We start from the raw sequence: 16414 nt of genomic DNA, 5'->3' as shown, positions 1-16414 counted from the left end.
ACCTCCGGTACGGTCCGCGGGTGTCGTCCAGCCCGTCCGGCGGGACCCGTCGCCGGGTCAGCCGCTCCCAGCGTGAGCGGCAGATCCTCGACGCGGCGGTGGACCTGTTCAGCGAGTACGGGTACGCCCACGCCTCGATGGACACCGTCGCCGAACGGGTCGGCGTCACGAAGCCGGTGCTCTACACGCACTTCGGCTCCAAGGAGGGCCTGCTGCTGGCCTGCATCAGCCGGGCCCGCACGGAGCTGCTCGACGCGACGACGGCCGCCGCGGCGGGCGCGAGCACCCCGGAGGACATGCTGCGCCGCGGCACCCGGGCGTTCTTCGACCACCTCGACCAGCGCGCCGCGGAGTGGAACCTCCTCTACTCCGAGGCCCGGGTCGGGGCGGACGCGCTCGAGGAGGTCCGCGCCCAACAGACCGACTTCATCGCGACCCTGCTGCGCGCCCAGTCCCCGGAGACCGACGAGGCCCGGCTCACCGGGTGGGCCCAGGTGATCGTCGGCGCGTGCGAGCGACTGGCCGTCTGGCGGGGGCAGGACTCGCGCGTGACGAGCGAGCAGGCCACCGAGTACGTGATGGACGTGGTCTGGACGGGGCTGGCCGGGGACCGTGCGGGACAATCTCCCGCACCATGACCTCCACCGCACCACGACTGCTCCAGGTCCGGCGTACGACGCGGGTCACGCCGGGGATGATCCGCGTGACGCTGACCGGCGACGAGCTCGCCGGCTTCCCCGGCCACGGCCCTGACCGCCGGATCAAGATGTTCTTCCCCGTCGAGGGTCAGGACCGCCCAGCCGTCCCCCGCGCGAGCACCGGCGGGCCGGTGTGGCCGGCCGGCGAGGCGCGCCCGGCGATCCGCACCTACACCGTGCGCCGCTTCGACGAGGCCACCGGTGAGCTCGACGTCGACTTCGTCGTGCACGCCGGGCACGGGCCGGCCGCGGCCTGGGCGCAGGAGGCGGCCCCGGGCAGCTGGGTCGGGGTGTCCGAGCCGGGCGGGCGCTGGACCCCGGACCCGGATGCGGCGTTCCACGTCGTGATCGGCGACGAGTCCGCGCTGCCCGCCGTCGCGACGGTCCTGGAGACCCTCGCCGACGGCCCCGAGGTCCCCGTCCGGGCGTTGATCGAGGTCGCCGACGCGGGCGAGGAGCAGGATCTCCCCGGTCCGGCGCAGGTGACGTGGGTGCACCGCGGCGACGAGCCGGCCGGAGCACCGCTGGTCGCGGCGGTGCGCGCCGCGGAGCTGCCCACCGGCCGGGGCCAGGCGTGGCTCTCCGGCGAGTCGGCGGCGGTGAAGGACCTGCGCTCGCACCTGATCGACGACCGCGGCCTGGACCGCCGCGCCGTCTACGCGACGGGGTACTGGCGGGCCCGGTAGGCACCCACAGAGCCGCTACAGGGCGCGCACAGCTCACGCACAGGGTCGAGGAGTGTGCTGTCTAGCATGACCGAGGTGAGCGAACGCGGACCGAACGCACGCGAGGCGTCCCTGCAGCGTGCGGACGGCAGCCCCATCCGCGTGCTCGTCGTGGACGACGAGTCGACGCTGTCCGACCTGCTCTCGATGGCCCTGCGCTACGAGGGCTGGGAGGTCCGCACCGCCGCCGACGGGCTCACCGCGGTCCGCCACGCCCGCGAGTTCCGCCCGGACGCCGTCGTCCTCGACGTCATGCTGCCCGACCTCGACGGGTTCGAGGTGCTGCGCCGGATGCGCGCCGACGTCCCCGAGGTGCCGGTGCTGTTCCTGACCGCGCGCGACGCCGTGGAGGACCGCGTCGCCGGGCTCACCGCGGGCGGCGACGACTACGTGACGAAGCCGTTCAGCCTGGAGGAGCTCGTCGCGCGGCTGCGCGGGCTGCTGCGCCGCGCCGGGATGGCGGCGGCGAAGCACGACGGCGAGCTCGCCGTCGGCGACCTGGTGATGGACGAGGACGGGCACGAGGTCCGCCGCGGGGACTCCCCGATCGAGCTGACGGCGACCGAGTTCGAGCTGCTGCGGTTCCTGATGCGCAACCCCAAGCGCGTGCTGAGCAAGGCCCAGATCCTCGACCGGGTCTGGCACTACGACTTCGGCGGCCAGTCCAACGTGGTCGAGCTCTACGTCTCCTACCTGCGCAAGAAGATCGACGCCGGTCGCGCCCCGATGATCCACACGGTGCGCGGGGCCGGCTACGTCCTGCGCCCCGCGAGCGAATGACGGCGGTCGCACCGTGGTGACGGCGCGGGTCGCCGGGCGGGTCCGCTCGCTGCGCGCCCGGCTGGTGATCACCGTGCTGCTGCTGTTCACACTCGCCTGCGTCGCGATCGGGGTGGCGACCTCGATCTCGCTGCAGCACTTCCTCGACGGCCGCCAGGACCGCGAGGTCGCGATGTCGGTGGACCGCTTCGAGAAGTCCGGCACCGGGCAGCTGCGCCCGCCCCCGGACCTCGACCCCGGCGGCTCCGACGGGCGCCCCTTCAACGGGTCGTTCCTCGGTCCGCAGGGACCGGGGTCGATCGGTGCGGTCGTGCGCGACGGCACGGTGACCCGCGCCGAGCTCATCGACCAGGGCGGCGTCCGCGCCGACATCCCGGCGTCGGACCTGGCGCGCCTCGCCGCCGTCGCCCCGGACGACCAGCCGCAGGATCTCGAGCTCTCCGGCGTCGAGTACCGGGTGGACGCCGTCGTCGGGTCCGACGGGCTGACCTACGTGCTGGGCCGCCCGAACGACGACGTCTCGGACGTCGTCGGGCGGCTGGTCCTGATCGAGGTCGTCGTCCTGGGCGGCGCGGTGATCGTCGCCGGGGTCGCGGCGACGGTGCTGGTCCGCCGCGAGCTGCGCCCGCTGGAGCGGGTCGCCGGCGTCGCCGGGCAGGTCGGCGCACTGCCGCTGGACCGCGGCGAGGTGCACCTGGCCGCCCGCGTCCCGGACCCGGACCCGCGCACCGAGGTCGGGCAGGTCGGCACGGCGCTGAACCGGATGCTGGACAACGTCGAGGGCGCGCTCGCCGCGCGTCAGGACTCGGAGACGCGGCTGCGGCGCTTCGTCGCCGACGCCAGCCACGAGCTGCGCACCCCGCTGGCCGCGATCCGCGGCTACGCCGAGCTGTCCCGGCGCGAGCGGGACCCGGTGCCCCCGGGCACCGCGCACGCGCTGGTGCGGATCTCCTCCCAGGCCGAGCGGATGTCGACGCTCGTCGAGGACCTGCTGCTGCTGGCCCGCCTGGACGCCGGACGGCCCCTGGAGCGGGCGACGGTCGACCTCACCCGCCTGGTGCTCGACGCCGTCGGGGACGCCCACGTCGCCGGGCCCGCGCACCGCTGGGTGCCGGACCTGCCCGACGAGCCGGTCACCGTCGACGGTGACGCAGGCCGGCTGGCCCAGGTGGTGACGAACCTGCTGGCCAACGCCCGCACCCACACCCCGGAGGGCACGACGGTGACGGTCGGGCTGGCCACCGACCCGGGCGGCGGGGCGACCCTGACGGTGACCGACTCCGGGCCGGGGATCGCGCCGGAGGTGCTGCCCCGGGTGTTCGAGCGGTTCGCCCGCGGCGAGGCGTCGCGGACCCGCGCCGGCAACGACACCCCGAGCACCGGGCTGGGCCTGGCGATCGTGTCCGCGGTCGTCTCCGCCCACCACGGGACGGTCGCGGTGGACAGCGGCCCGGGGCGCACCACGTTCACGGTGCGGCTGCCGGGGACTCCCCCGGGTACGGCTACTTCTCCCGACGGTCCCGCGGCACGAGATCCTCGGACAGCTCTGCGATGAAGGAGTCCATCGTCTGCTGCATGGTGGAGCGGAACGCCGCGAGCAACGCCTGGGTGGCCACCGGCTGCAGCGCCTCGACGGCGGTCCGGACCTCCGCACCCCCGTCGCGCGGCAGACCCGCGGCCACGTGCGGGTTCCACAGGTGGTCACGGAACATCGCGACGAACAGCTCCGCGATACCGCGCGTGCGGTCCTCCAGGGAGAGGCCCACCTCGAGCACCGCCGCGGCCGGGACGCCGATCGCCACCGCCTGCGCACCGGCCATGACCAGGCCGGGGTTCATCACCCGCAGCCGGCCGTGGCCGGTCTCCTCGATCAGCCCGGAGGTGCGCAGCTCGTCCAGGGCACCGTCCGGGAGGGTCACCCCGAGCCAGCCGGGGAACTCCTCCGCCGCCATCTCCACCGGCTTCTCGGGCTCCCAGGGCGCGAGCATCCCCCGGTAGAGGCGCAGCGCCTCCTCGGCACCGCCCGACGACGTCTGGTTGATCAGTACGCCGATCGCGGCGAGGGAGAACCCACGCCGTTGCAGCCCGGAGATGAGCTCGAGACGGGCCAGATGCGTGGTCGTGTAGTAGGCCGTGCGGCCCCGCAGCTCACCGGCCGGGAGCAGCCCACGGGACAGGTGTGCGCGCACGTTGCGGACGGTCATGCCGGCCCGCGCCGCCAGACCGTCGATCGTGAACTCGTCGCCCGTCTCGCTCATCGGGGCAGACCCTATCCGCGCGAACCTGACCGGATGTCGCGAGATGGTGGGACCGCACCGTCCACGATGGCCGCCGGGTCCATTCAACATGATGTCGACATGACCTGATGTCTCATGATCGCGTCGTCGACGACGTTCCGACCCAGACCCTGTTCCTGCAGCTCATAGCGCTCGCCTTCCTCCACGTTGACATCGACCTCGTCATGGATAGTACTGTCCGCGCAACAGAAGCGTCACTTCTCCCCCGTGAGACGAGGGCAACTCGATGAGCAGTCCGACGGCCCGGTTACCGCGCGGTACGCGCCGGCTGCGCCGGACCGCGGCCCGGTTCACCACCCCGTTGCTGCCCGACGACTACCTGCTGCTGCTCAACCCGCTCTGGTCGGCACGTGAGCTGCGCGGGCGCGTGGTGAAGGTCGTCCCGGAGACCGACGACGCGGTCACCCTGGTGATCAAGCCGGGCTGGGGCTGGGCGTTCGACCATCAGCCGGGCCAGTACGTCGGGATCGCGGTCCAGGTCGACGGCCGGTACCACTGGCGCTCCTACTCGCTGACCTCGCCGCCCAAGCGCGACCAGGGCCACATCTCGGTCACGGTGAAGGCGATGCCGGAGGGCTTCCTGTCCCGGCACCTCGTCGGCGGCGTCGAGCCCGGGACCCTGGTCCGCCTCGCCGCGCCCCGCGGCGACTTCGTGCTGCCCGACCCGCCGCCGTCGAAGATCCTGTTCGTGACCGGCGGCAGCGGCATCACCCCGATCATGGCCATGCTGCGCACGCTCGACCGGCGCGGCACGATGCCCGACGTGGTCGCCGTGCACACCGCCCCGGACCGTGAGTCGGTGATCTTCGCCGAGGAGCTCGACGCGCTCGCCGGTCGCCACCCCGGCCTGACCGTGCGCCACCACCACACGGCCACCTCGGGACGGCTCGACCTGACCCGTCTCGACGACGTGTGCCCGGACTGGCGGGAGCGGCAGGCCTGGGCGTGCGGGCCGTCGGCGATGCTGGACGACGCCGAGCAGGCCTGGGCCGACGCCGGCGTCGAGGAGCACCTGCACATCGAGCGGTTCTCCGCGGACCTGTCCGGGGTCGAGGCCGAGGGCGGCACCGTCACCTTCTCCGGCTCCGGGACCAGCGTCGACGTCGACGGCGCGACCACCCTGCTCGAGGCCGGGGAGAAGGCCGGGCTGTCGCTGCCCTACGGCTGCCGGATGGGCATCTGTCACACCTGCGTCGTCCCGCTGCGCTCGGGCGCCGTCCGCGACCTGCGCGACGGCACCGAGACCCGTAATGACGGCGGCACCCCGACCGACAAGATCCAGACGTGCGTCACGGCCGCGGCCGGCGACTGCGTGATCGACATCTGAGAGATCCGGAGGAACCTGCGTGGCCATCGCCGACGTCAAGGAGTTCGCCCACCTCACCGAGGCGGACGTGGAGGCTCTCGGACGGGAGTTCGACGCGATCCGGCGCGACGTGGAGGAGTCGCGCGGCCAGTCCGACGCCGACTACATCCGGACGATCATCACCATGCAGCGGCGGCTGAACGTGGCCGCGCGGGTCGCGCTGTTCGGCAGCCGGATCCCCCCGCTGTGGGTCGCGGGGACGGCGATGCTGGCCGTGGCGAAGGTCCTCGAGAACATGGAGATCGGCCACAACGTCATGCACGGCCAGTGGGACTGGATGAACGATCCGGAGATCCAATCGTCGACGTGGGAGTGGGACAACGTGTGCCCGGCCGACCAGTGGCGGCATTCGCACAACTACCTGCACCACACCTATACGAACGTGATCGGCAAGGACAAGGACGTCGGGTACGAGATCCTGCGCGTCCGCTCCGACCAGCCGTGGCACCCGTACTACCTCACACAGCCGGTCGTGAACTTCCTGCTCATGCTGCTGTTCGAGCACGGGGTGTCGCTGCACGACCTGGACATCGACAACCTGGCGAAGCTCAACGTCGAGGACCCGGCGGAGTTCCGGCGCAAGCTCGCCGACGTCGGGCGCAAGCACGCGCGCCAGATGAGCAAGGACTACCTGCTGTTCCCGATGCTCACCGGCCCGGCGTTCCTGTCCACGATCGCCGCGAACGCGACCGCGAACGTCGTCCGCAACATCTGGTCCTACGCGATCATCTTCTGCGGGCACTTCCCGGACGGCGCCGAGGTGTTCACCGAGGACGAGCTCGACGACGAGACGCGCGGCGAGTGGTACCTGCGCCAGCTGCTCGGGTCGGCCAACTTCCACGGCGGCAGGGTCATGCACGTGATGTCGGGCAGCCTCGGCTACCAGATCGAGCACCACCTGTTCCCGGACCTGCCTTCGAACCGCTACCCCGAGATCGCCGAGAAGGTCCGGGCGCTGTGCGAGAAGTACGACCTGCCTTACACCACGGGCCCGTTCCCGCGGCAGTTCTGGCAGGCCACCCGCTCGATCTGGCGGCTGTCGCTGCCGCAGCGCGGGCTGGCCGCGGCGGAACGTCGTCGGCAGGCGCGCGGTCTCGTCCGGCGCCGCTCCGGCGCCCGGGACGGTGCCGCGGTCGCCTAGAAGCTCCCGGGGCGCGCGTGTGGAACCCCCGTCCACATGCGCACCACCCCGGTGAGAGCCGGCTGCATGCCCGCAGCCGGACACCGGCCCGGTCGGCGCGTACCCCCCTCTCGCCGACCGGGCCGGCCCACATCCTCGCTCCGTTCCCGCGTCCTGCTGGTCCCGCTGTCCCGGAACCGCTGGGCCGGGATCGCGGTCGGCGTCGCGCTGGTCGCCTCGCTCGCCGCACCCGCGGCCGACTCGGTGCAGACCGCACTGACCGCGCACACCGGCTCCACGCCCGTCGCCGGACCGACGGTCGCGGGGAGCACCGGTGGTCCCGGTGGTGGCGGGCAGGGCGGCAGACCCGGAGGCGACGGCGCTCCCCGAGCCGCGACGGTGCGTCGGGCACGGCCGCGACGACCACGGGCACCGCGACGACGGCCGCTGCCACGGCGACCGACGCCGCGCAGGGTGGCGACCCCGGTGGCGGTGGCGAGGAGGCCACCAGCGCCGAGCCGACCACGCTGCTGGAGAACGCGGACACCACGTGGGCCGCGGCGACCGTCGGCTCGCAGACGGCCGCGTCGCTGGAACTGTCCAGCTCGGACAGCAGCATCGCGGTGATGGCCATCGGCGGGTTCACCGGCACCGACTCCTCCCCACGCTGGCCCAGTTCCAGGCCTACGCCGCCGACGGGCGGATCCACTACTTCGTCAGCGGCGGCGGCCAGGGTGGTGGCGGCCAGGGTGGCGAGGACGGCGTCGGCTCCCAGATCACCGCCTGGGTGCAGGCGCACTACACGGCGACGACCGTCGGCGGGCAGACCGTCTACGACCTGACCCGGCCGACGAGCTGATCCCCGACGCGTCAGGACCGCAGGTGAGATGACGTTCATGGCTCTCCGGCTCGACCGGAACGCCATGGACGTCATCTCACCGCGTGCCGGACGGGCCGGCCGGGACCCGCGGCCGAAGAGGGCCGTCATCACGGGTCACGAGCGTCGACGGTCAGCGCTTCCCACGTCAGCGACACCCGGGCACGCTACCGGGACGACGAAGGCCCGGTCGTCCTCCTGCGGGAGGGCTACCGGGCCCGAGTGGTCGTGCGGGTCAGCGCGAGGCGCGGACCGGGGTGCAGTCCGGACAGTCCCGCCACGGGCGGGTCCGGGCGGTGGCCGAGCGGTCGGCGCCGCAGCGGCAGGTGTCCGCGACCGGACCGAAGGCGGGCATGCCCTTCACCGGGCGCGTGGCGCGGGTGAGGACGGAGCCGCCGCGGCGGCGCGCGGAGCTGGTCGTGGTGGTGGAGGCAAGGTACAGGCGCATCGAGGTCCCCGACGGTCGTGACGCGACGGCGGACCGGTGGACCCGCCATCAGTCACATCGTCGTCACGGTGCGAAACATTATGGTCATCCGCCGTGACGTCCGGCACAGATCGACTACCCGGCGTCCACATGATCGCCTGCGGCACTGACAGACTGCCTCCATGGCCCCGTCCTCGATGCCCGGATCCATCGCCGACGCCGCCCGCTCGGCACTCGAGATCGGCACCGGTACCGCCCGCGCGGCGATCGCCCTGACCCGCTCCGGCGTCGTCCGCCCGATCCGCCCGGAGCGGCTCTACGGGATGGGCAAGGCCCTGGTCCGCTACGGGCACAGCGCGACCGCGGCGTTCTGCGTCGGAGCGGCACGTCACCCGTACCGGCTCGCCGTGGTCGACGACGACGGCGTCGAAACCTACGCCGAGCTCGACGCCCGGACCGACCGGATCGCGGCGGCGTTGCTCGCCTCCGGAGCCGCACCGGGCGGGACCGTCGGCATCCTGTGCCGCAACCACCGGGCCCCGATCGAGGTGATGGTCGCGGCCGGCAAGGCCGGAGCGGACGTCGTACTGCTCAACACCGGCCTGTCCGCCGAGCAGATGCGCGGAGTGGCCGACCAGCAGAAGCTCCACACGATCGTCACCGACGCCGACTTCCTCGACATCGTCCCGGACGGGCCGCAGGTCGTCCGCACCGACGGCGACGGTCCCGGCACCCTGAACGCGCTGGCGGAGTCCGGCGGGCCCGCGGAGCTGCCGTTCAAGCCCGAGCGCAGCAAGATGATCGTCCTGACCTCGGGCACCACGGGCACGCCGAAGGGTGCCAAGCGCCCGCACCCGTCCAGCCTCGCGCCGGCCGCGTCGATCCTGTCCGCGATCCCGCTGAAGGCCGGCGAGCCGGTCCTGATCGCCGCGCCGCTGTTCCACACCTGGGGCAACGCCGCGCTGCTGCTCGCCTCCCTGCACGGCTCGACGGTCGTGCTCCAGAGGAAGTTCGAGCCGCGGGCGTTTCTCGACGTCGTCGAGCGCCGTCGTGCCACGACGATCTTCGCGGTGCCGGTGATGCTGCAGCGGGTGCTCGAGCACGTCGGAGAGTCGGGCGGCTGGGCCGGTCCGCACCGCCCGAGGATCGTCGCCGTCAGCGGCTCGGCGCTGCCGGCCGCGCAGGCGCTGAGCTTCATGGACCGCTTCGGCGACTGCCTCTACAACCTCTACGGCTCCACCGAGGTCTCGTGGGTCTCGATCGCCGGGCCGGCCGACCTGCGCGACGCCCCGGGCACCGCGGGGCGCGCCCCGGCCGGGACCACCCTGATCATCCTGGGCGAGGACGACCAGCCGGTCGGGCCGGGCGTCGAGGGACGCGTGTTCGTCGGCAACGACCTGCCCTTCGACGGCTACACCGGTGGTGAGAGCGAGCTGGAGGTCCGCGACGGCCTGCTCGGCACCGGCGACGTCGGGCACCTCGACGACGAGGGCCGGCTGCACCTCACCGGCCGGGCCGACGACATGATCGTCTCCGGTGGGGAGAACGTGCACCCGGGACCGGTCGAGGACCTGATCGCGAACGCCGAGGGCGTGCGCGAGGTGGCGGTGCTCGGGGTCGACGACGAGCAGTTCGGCCAGCGGCTCGCGGCCTACGTCGTCCGCGCCGAGGGATCCACGCTCGACGAGGACGCCGTCCGCGAGCTCGTCCGGGCCGACCTGGCGAAGTTCGCGATCCCGCGCGACGTGCACTTCCTCGACGAGCTGCCCCGCAACCAGACCGGGAAGGTGCTGCGCAAGGAGCTCCCGGGGCAATAGATCCCGGGCAGTGGGTCCCGGAACGACCCGGCCGGCCGGTCCCTCGGATGGCGTAAATCAGAGGTCTCCGGTTGAGCTGAGGCTGTCCTTGCCTAGACTGTATCGATGACGGCAGGCGTTCTGGGCGACATCGCGGTGCGAGGCTGCGCCGCGCTGAGCCGGGACGCCGGGGAGCCGCTCGCCGGGTCCGCCCCCGCGATGCGCCGGGTGATCGCCGTCGAGCACGTCGGGATGTGGCCGCCGCGGGTGGCCGAACACCCCGACGAGGCCGTCGCCGGGCTCGCCGGGCGTCTGCGCGCCGAGGGCGTGATCCTGCTGCTGATCCGCCGTCCGGGCCGTCGCGGGCGGGAGACCGAGAGCGAGCGCGCGGTGTTCGTCGCCGACCTCGCCCCGGGACGGTCCCGCGTAGTGCGGACGACGGTGCGCGGTCCCGAGGACCTCGACCGGGTGTCGTTCGACCTGTCCGCCGGCGAGCCGGTCGTCGACCCGCTGCTGCTGGTGTGCGCGCACGGGCGTCGCGACGTCTGCTGCGCCGTTCGCGGACGCGCCCTGGCCGCGAGCGTCGTCGAGGCCGAGTCCTCCGTCGACGTGTGGGAGTGCACCCACCTCGGCGGGCACCGCTTCGCGCCGACGGCGCTGGTGCTGCCGACCGGGTACGCCTACGGGCGCCTCGACGCGTCCAGCGCGATCCAGGCGAGCAAGGCCGCCGGCCTGGGCGAGGTCGAGGTCAGGGACTGCCGCGGGCACGTCGGGCTCGAGCCGGTCCCTCAGGTCGCCGAGATCGCCGTGCGGGAGCACACCGGGATCCGGGACGCGACCGGTCTGGTCGTCGACGCCGTCGACGGTCCGGGGCTGGTCGAGGTACGCGACCCGCAGGGCCGCCACTGGGCCGTCGACGTGCGGGTGGACACCGGCACCGACGCCCGCCCGCCGTCCTGCGGTGCCGCGCTGGAGCCGGTCACGCCGCTGGTCGCCGGGCCGCCGCAGCTCCTGTCCTGAGCCACCGCCCGCTCCGTCCTGGACCACCGCGCGCGGATGATCGTGCGAAGGTGACCGGGTGACCGCGACCCACTCCCCCGTCGTCGATCTGTTCGCACCGTCGCCGGAGCTCGCCGCGCACCCGGCCGTCGCCGCCGCCCGCACGATCTGCGACGACGTGCTCGCGCCGCACGCCGTCGAGGCCGACGACCCGGCCCGCGGGGTGACCGCATCGGCGTTGGGCCGGGTGGCCGGGGCCGGGCTCATCAGCGTGACGATGCCGGAGGACGAGGGCGGGTTCGGCGGCACGCCGCGGGTCGAGGCCGAGGTCGTGGAGCTGCTGGCCGGGACGTGCGCGGCGACCTGGTTCGTCGGCACCCAGCACCGCACCCCGCAGCAGTTCTCCCGCGGCGGCCCCCGGGGTCTCGACGACGGCGACGTCGTGCTGGGCCCGGCCGCGGAACGCCACCGCACCGGTCTGGCGAGCGCACGGGAGAAGGCCGGGATCGCCGTCGCGCACCTGCGCCGCCCGGGACGGCCGGCCGTCACCGCGGAGCCGGAAGGGACGGGCTGGCGCCTGCGCGGGCGCGCCGACTGGTGCACCGGCTGGGGCCTGGTCGACCTGGTGATGATCGGCGCCACGACCGCGGACGACCGGTACCTGTTCGTGCTCGTCCCGGCCCGCTCCGCGCCCGGGCTGCGCGCCGGGGAGCCGCTGCCGCTGACCGTCATGGGCGGCACGCGGACCGTGGCACTGGAGTTCGACGACCTGGCCGTCGCGGCCGACGACGTCCTGGCCGACGTGCGGGGCGCCGGGTTCCGCGAGCAGGACCTGGCCCGCACCGCGAACACGACCCCGGCGTCGATGGGGCTGCTGCGCCGCGTCCTGACCGAGCTCGACGCCCTGGGCCGGGAGCGGGACCGTCCGGAGGCCTCCGAGCTGGCCACGGAGCTGGCGGGCGTGGCCGTCGAACGGCGGGCCGAGGCCTACGCGCTGCTCACCGGGGTGCCGTTGCACGAGCGGGTGCGCGAACGGGTCGCGCTGCGCGGGGAGCTCGGCGCGCTGACCGTGCGTGCGGCGCAGGCCCTGGTCGCGGCGCGGTCCGGGTCGGCGCTGCTGGCCACGAGCCCCGAGCAGCGCTGGGCGCGTGAGGCCGCGTTCCACATGGTGCAGGCCCAGACCGAGCCGGTGCGCCGGGCGCAGCTGGAGGCGCTGGGCCGCTGAGGGCCCTCGCGGGGCGGGAACCGGCTCAGGCGCTGGCGGCCTCGGAGGAGTGCACCTCGGCCGGTGCAGGCCGGCGTGCGGCAGGGACGATCGGGTGGACCTCGGCGTCCGGTCCGTCCTCGGTCCCGTCCTGGAACTCGGGGACCGGTGCGGTCGACCACGTCGTCCGACGGGCGTCGGCCGGTGTCTCCTGAACCCAGTGTCGTGCCATCGACATCCCACCCCCGCCGGACTTGTCGTTGATCTGACAATGACTCTAGGACGGGGTCGACCGGGAGTCAGCCCTCACGATCCATCAGGACTCCGAACGGTTCTCCCGATCGGACCGGCGGTCGTGCCGCCGGTGGGGACGAACAGGCGTTCCAGGGTCTCGGCCAGGCCGTCGGCCGTGACGGGGGCGGTCACCTCGTCGGCGTCGGAGCGGACCGTGTCGGGCGCCTGGCCCATCGCGACGCCGTGCCCGGCCCAGCGCAGCATCTCCCGGTCGTTGTCGCCGTCGCCGACGGCGAGGACGTCGGCCCGGTCGATCCCGAGCCGCTGCGCCACCCGGGCCAGGCCGGAGGCCTTCGACACCCCCGCGGCGACGACCGTCACCCACGGCACCTCGTGGTCGAGCGTGAGTGTGGCGTCCGGGAGGTCCAGGCCGGCCGCGCGCTCGCGGGTCTCGGCCGGGGTCCGCCCCGGCCAGTACATGATCAGCTTCGGCGACGGCTCGGCCAGCAGCCCCGCCACCCCGACCTCGGTCACCCGGCCGGCCAGGATGCCGTCCGGGAACGGGGCGCTCACCCGCTGCCCGACGCCGACGTGCTCGGACGCGAAGTGCGCGTCCGGGAACCGCTCGTGCAGGCGGGCCAGGGCGTCGGTGACGTCGAAGCGGACGACCGTGCGCACCTCGCGGGTCGCGGTGTCGAGCTCCACGGCGCCGTTCGAGGTCAGCGTGGTGCCGCGGGTCATCCCGAGGTCGTCGAGGGCCTTCGCGACCCCGACGACGGTGCGTCCGGTGCACAGCATGACCTCGGCGTGCCGGGCCGCGAGGTCGATCGCGTCCTTCACCCTCGGGGTGGGCGGGGAGGCACCGTGGACGACGGTGCCGTCGATGTCCAGGGCGACCAGACGGGGACGCCAGCCGAGAGGTCGCACCTCTCCACCGTAGTGCCGGGCCCGGCCGTCCGCGTGTGACGTCCGCCGGGGCGGATCAGCCGGTCGAGGTCGGGGCGGTGGCCGCGACCGACGCGCACGCCTCCTGGGCCTTCGCCCACACCGTGGCGTCGACGCCGGGCGGCGCCTGCCCGGTGCCCGCCTGACCCCCTGCAGCCTGACCCCCTGCGTCCTGACCACCACCCGCTGCCTGGCCACCGGCGTCCGGGGCGCCGCTGGGCGGGGTCGAACCGTCGGCCGGGGCGGCGCCGGACGCCGGCGCGCCTCCCTCACCACCACCCGAGGGCGGGGCAGGGACGCCGTTCTCCTGCAGGCACGTCATCAGCGCCTCGTTCGCGGTGCCGCCGGGAGCGGCCGCCCCGCTCGCCGTCCCGGACGTGCCGGACGTCGAGGCGGCCCCACCCTGGGACGTGCCGCACGCGACCAGGCCGAGCAGGGCGATCCCGACGGCCGCGCCACCGGCCAGACGTCGACGGCTCCGCACCGTGACCCGGGGCCCGGCGGGAGCAAGGTCGGGTGTGTCCGGGCCGGTGCCGTCGTCGGGGAGATCAGCGGGCTCCAGGCTGGTTCGGTGCTCGCCGGGGCCCGTCTCGGAGGGGGACATGACTTCTCCTGTTCCGGTCGCGCAGCGGGAGAGGATCGGGGTGACCCCCACCGACGCGGCCGGGACCGAGCCTGTCCGGGACGTCTGTGACGGGGCTGTGCCGGACCCCGGTGATCGTTGTGTGTCCGGTCCGCACCGGCTCGTCCCCGTTCGGAGGAGTCCGGCTCACAGCCGGTGCACAGGTCCGGCACCGGGCGCGCACAGCGGGCCCGACGATCGTCGCCGGCGTGACCAGCACGCTGCGCGAACCCCGCACCGATCCCCCGCCCCGCCCACCGGTACCCGAGGGTTCGCCACCGGAGCGACGGGGCGGCGGCGGGCGCGTCACGCTCCCCCGCGTCCTGCTCGCGCTGCTGCTCGCCGGCACCGCGGCGCTCTACCTGTGGGGGCTCTCGCGCTCCGGATGGGCGAACGCGTTCTACTCCGCGGCCGCGCAGGCCGGCGGCACCAGCTGGAAGGCCTGGTTCTTCGGCTCCTCCGACGCCGCGAACGCGATCACCGTGGACAAGGCGCCCGGCGCACTGTGGATCACCGGCCTGTCCGTGCGGATCTTCGGGCTGAGCAGCTGGGCCATCCTGGTCCCGCAGGCACTGATGGGCGTCGGCTCGGTCGCGCTGCTGTACGCCGGGGTGCGACGGGTGGCCGGGAACGGCGCCGGCCTGATCGCCGGCGCGGCGCTGGCCCTGACCCCGGTCGCAGTCCTGATCTTCCGGTTCAACAACCCGGACGCGTTGCTGGTCCTGGTCCTCGTCGGCGCGGCGTACGCGGTGCTACGGGCGGTCGAGGCCGGGAAGGCGCGCTGGCTGGCGCTGGCCGCGGCGCTCGTCGGGATCGGTTTCCTGGCCAAGATGCTCCAGGCGTTCCTCGTCCTGCCCGCGTTCGCGCTGGTCTGGACGGCCTTCGCCCCGGTCGGCATCGGCCGCCGGATCCGGGGGCTCGCGCTGTCCGCGGTGGCGCTCGTCGTCGCGGCGGGCTGGTGGGTGCTGGCCGTGGAGCTGTGGCCGGTCGCGGACCGCCCGTACATCGGCGGGTCGCAGACCAACAGCGTCCTCGAGCTCGTGTTCGGCTACAACGGCTTCGGCCGGCTCACCGGTGACGAGGTCGGCAGCGTCGGCGGCGGGGGTGGCGGTGCCGGCGGCGGTACCTGGGGCTCGACCGGACTCCTGCGGCTGTTCGGCTCCGAGATGGGCGCCGAGGCGTCCTGGCTCCTGCCGGCGGCCCTGCTGCTGCTCGGCGCCCTGTTGTGGTTCACCCGGCGCACACCCCGAACCGACCCGCTGCGCGCGGCCGTCGTCCTCTGGGGTGGGTGGCTGCTGGTCACCGGCCTGACCTTCAGCCTCATGGCCGGGATCATCCACCCGTACTACATGGTCGCCTACGCACCGGCGACCGCGGCACTCGTCGGCATCGGCGCGGTGTACCTGTGGCGACGCCGGGCCGCGACGTCCGCGCGGCTGCTGATGGCCACGACCGTGCTGGTCAGCGCCGCGTGGTCGTCCACGCTGCTCGCCGAGGCGTCGACCTGGATGCCGTGGCTGCGCTGGACCGTTCTCGCGCTCGGGATCGTGTCCGCGGCCGCGCTGACCGGCGTGCACCGGATGCCGCGGGCTCTCGCCGCGGGTGTGGTGACGGCGGCGCTCCTGGCCGGCGTCGGCGGCTCGGCCGGATGGGCGGTCGCCACCGCGGCGGCCTCGCACACCGGCGCGATCCCCAGCTCCGGACCGTCCGGGTACGGGCAGGGGCCGGGCGGCATGGGCGGCGGGCCGGGTGGTCGCGGCGGCGGTCAGGGCGGTCCGCCCGGGATGGGCCGGGGCGGACCGGGCGGAGGCGGCGGTGGTCCGGGCGGAATCCTCTCCTCCCCCACCCCGAGCGCTGCGGTCACGGCACTGCTGAACGCCGACGCGGCGCGCTACACCTGGGTCGCGGCGGCCGTCAGCTCCAACCAGGCTGCCGGCTATCAGCTCGCCACCGGCAACCCGGTGATCGCCCTCGGCGGCTTCAACGGCACCGACCCGTTCCCGACGCTGCAGGGCTTCCAGCAGCTCGTCGCCGACGGCGAGGTCCACTTCTTCGTCGGCAGCTCGAGTTCGGGACGGGGCATGGGTGGCGGCACCTCGGCCGACACTGGCGGCAGCGACGCCGCGGCACAGATCGCGGCGTGGGTGGCCGAGAACTACACCGCGCGGACCGTCGACGGCATCACGCTCTACGACCTGAGCGCGGGCACCTCCGGGTGACCGGCGGGAAGCGCACCGCGGGCGCGGCCGGGGACGGATCCCCGGCCGCGCCCGCACGCGTGCATCCGGACCCGGCCGGGCACGTGACGCGCACGACACCGGACG

The 16414-nt window shown here is 74.2% G+C and carries 15 protein-coding genes and 1 pseudogene; 11 read left to right on the top strand and 5 right to left on the bottom strand.

Features of this window, described 5'->3' with window-relative positions:
* Positions 1-20: 20 nt before the first annotated feature.
* From EV383_RS06915 to EV383_RS06900, 4 genes are all read left to right on the top strand, one after another.
* Positions 21-638, top strand: a complete 618-nt coding sequence (locus EV383_RS06915; RefSeq protein ID WP_130289133.1) for a TetR/AcrR family transcriptional regulator — start codon at positions 21-23, stop codon at positions 636-638.
* Positions 635-1384: a siderophore-interacting protein gene (locus EV383_RS06910; protein WP_130289132.1), complete on the top strand. Its 750-nt coding sequence runs from the start codon at positions 635-637 to the stop codon at positions 1382-1384. Before EV383_RS06915 ends, EV383_RS06910 begins: the two co-directional genes overlap by 4 nt.
* Before the next feature lie 66 nt (positions 1385-1450).
* Positions 1451-2203, top strand: a complete 753-nt coding sequence (locus EV383_RS06905) for a response regulator transcription factor (RefSeq protein ID WP_130289131.1) — start codon at positions 1451-1453, stop codon at positions 2201-2203.
* A 13-nt stretch (positions 2204-2216) separates the two neighbouring features.
* Entirely contained in the window at positions 2217-3758 is a 1542-nt protein-coding gene (locus EV383_RS06900; protein WP_130289130.1) for a sensor histidine kinase, read from the top strand.
* On the opposite strand, the gene EV383_RS06895 is transcribed toward EV383_RS06900, so the two are convergent.
* Positions 3706-4461, bottom strand: a complete 756-nt coding sequence (locus tag EV383_RS06895; RefSeq protein WP_165438264.1) for a MerR family transcriptional regulator — start codon at positions 4459-4461, stop codon at positions 3706-3708. The two genes, EV383_RS06900 and EV383_RS06895, sit on opposite strands and share 53 nt — an antisense overlap.
* A gap of 265 nt (positions 4462-4726) precedes the next feature.
* Between EV383_RS06895 and EV383_RS06890 the strand changes: the two genes are divergently transcribed.
* From EV383_RS06890 to EV383_RS33250, 3 genes and pseudogenes are all read left to right on the top strand, one after another.
* Positions 4727-5827 (top strand): ferredoxin reductase, encoded by a 1101-nt coding sequence (locus EV383_RS06890; RefSeq protein WP_130289128.1) that lies wholly within the window; start codon positions 4727-4729, stop codon positions 5825-5827.
* A gap of 19 nt (positions 5828-5846) precedes the next feature.
* The gene (locus EV383_RS06885; RefSeq protein ID WP_130289127.1) at positions 5847-7007 is read left to right on the top strand and encodes a fatty acid desaturase family protein; all 1161 of its coding nucleotides are present in this window, start codon (positions 5847-5849) and stop codon (positions 7005-7007) included.
* 17 nt (positions 7008-7024) lie between these two features.
* Positions 7025-7845: pseudogene (locus EV383_RS33250) on the top strand (mannosyltransferase YkcB-related protein).
* A gap of 253 nt (positions 7846-8098) precedes the next feature.
* Here the strand turns inward: EV383_RS33250 and EV383_RS06875 are convergent.
* Entirely contained in the window at positions 8099-8311 is a 213-nt protein-coding gene (locus EV383_RS06875; protein ID WP_130289125.1) for a hypothetical protein, read from the bottom strand.
* A 161-nt stretch (positions 8312-8472) separates the two neighbouring features.
* Between EV383_RS06875 and EV383_RS06870 the strand changes: the two genes are divergently transcribed.
* The 3 genes from EV383_RS06870 (at position 8473) to EV383_RS06860 (ending at position 12310) form a co-directional block, all read left to right on the top strand.
* Entirely contained in the window at positions 8473-10107 is a 1635-nt protein-coding gene (locus EV383_RS06870) for an AMP-binding protein (RefSeq protein ID WP_130289124.1), read from the top strand.
* 105 nt (positions 10108-10212) lie between these two features.
* Positions 10213-11106 (top strand): sucrase ferredoxin, encoded by an 894-nt coding sequence (locus tag EV383_RS06865; protein WP_130289123.1) that lies wholly within the window; start codon positions 10213-10215, stop codon positions 11104-11106.
* A gap of 58 nt (positions 11107-11164) precedes the next feature.
* On the top strand, positions 11165-12310 hold the full coding sequence (locus tag EV383_RS06860) for an acyl-CoA dehydrogenase family protein (RefSeq protein WP_130289122.1): 1146 nt from the start codon (positions 11165-11167) through the stop codon (positions 12308-12310).
* Between the two features lie 25 nt (positions 12311-12335).
* Here EV383_RS06860 and EV383_RS06855 read toward each other — a convergent pair whose 3' ends face one another.
* From EV383_RS06855 to EV383_RS31055, 3 genes are all read right to left on the bottom strand, one after another.
* Entirely contained in the window at positions 12336-12521 is a 186-nt protein-coding gene (locus EV383_RS06855) for a hypothetical protein (protein ID WP_130289121.1), read from the bottom strand.
* Positions 12522-12595: 74 nt separating this feature from the next.
* Positions 12596-13450, bottom strand: a complete 855-nt coding sequence (locus EV383_RS06850) for an HAD family hydrolase (RefSeq protein ID WP_165438263.1) — start codon at positions 13448-13450, stop codon at positions 12596-12598.
* 55 nt (positions 13451-13505) lie between these two features.
* Entirely contained in the window at positions 13506-14072 is a 567-nt protein-coding gene (locus EV383_RS31055; protein ID WP_165438262.1) for a hypothetical protein, read from the bottom strand.
* A gap of 227 nt (positions 14073-14299) precedes the next feature.
* Here EV383_RS31055 and EV383_RS06845 point away from each other — a divergent pair, with 227 nt between their 5' ends.
* Positions 14300-16309, top strand: a complete 2010-nt coding sequence (locus EV383_RS06845; protein ID WP_423213635.1) for a glycosyltransferase family 39 protein — start codon at positions 14300-14302, stop codon at positions 16307-16309.
* Positions 16310-16414: the final 105 nt, after the last annotated feature.

This window comes from Pseudonocardia sediminis, from assembly GCF_004217185.1.
GTDB classification, from domain to species: domain Bacteria; phylum Actinomycetota; class Actinomycetes; order Mycobacteriales; family Pseudonocardiaceae; genus Pseudonocardia; species Pseudonocardia sediminis.
The sequence above is the reverse complement of the archived record's forward strand: the minus strand, read 5'-3'. Positions and strand labels throughout refer to the sequence as shown.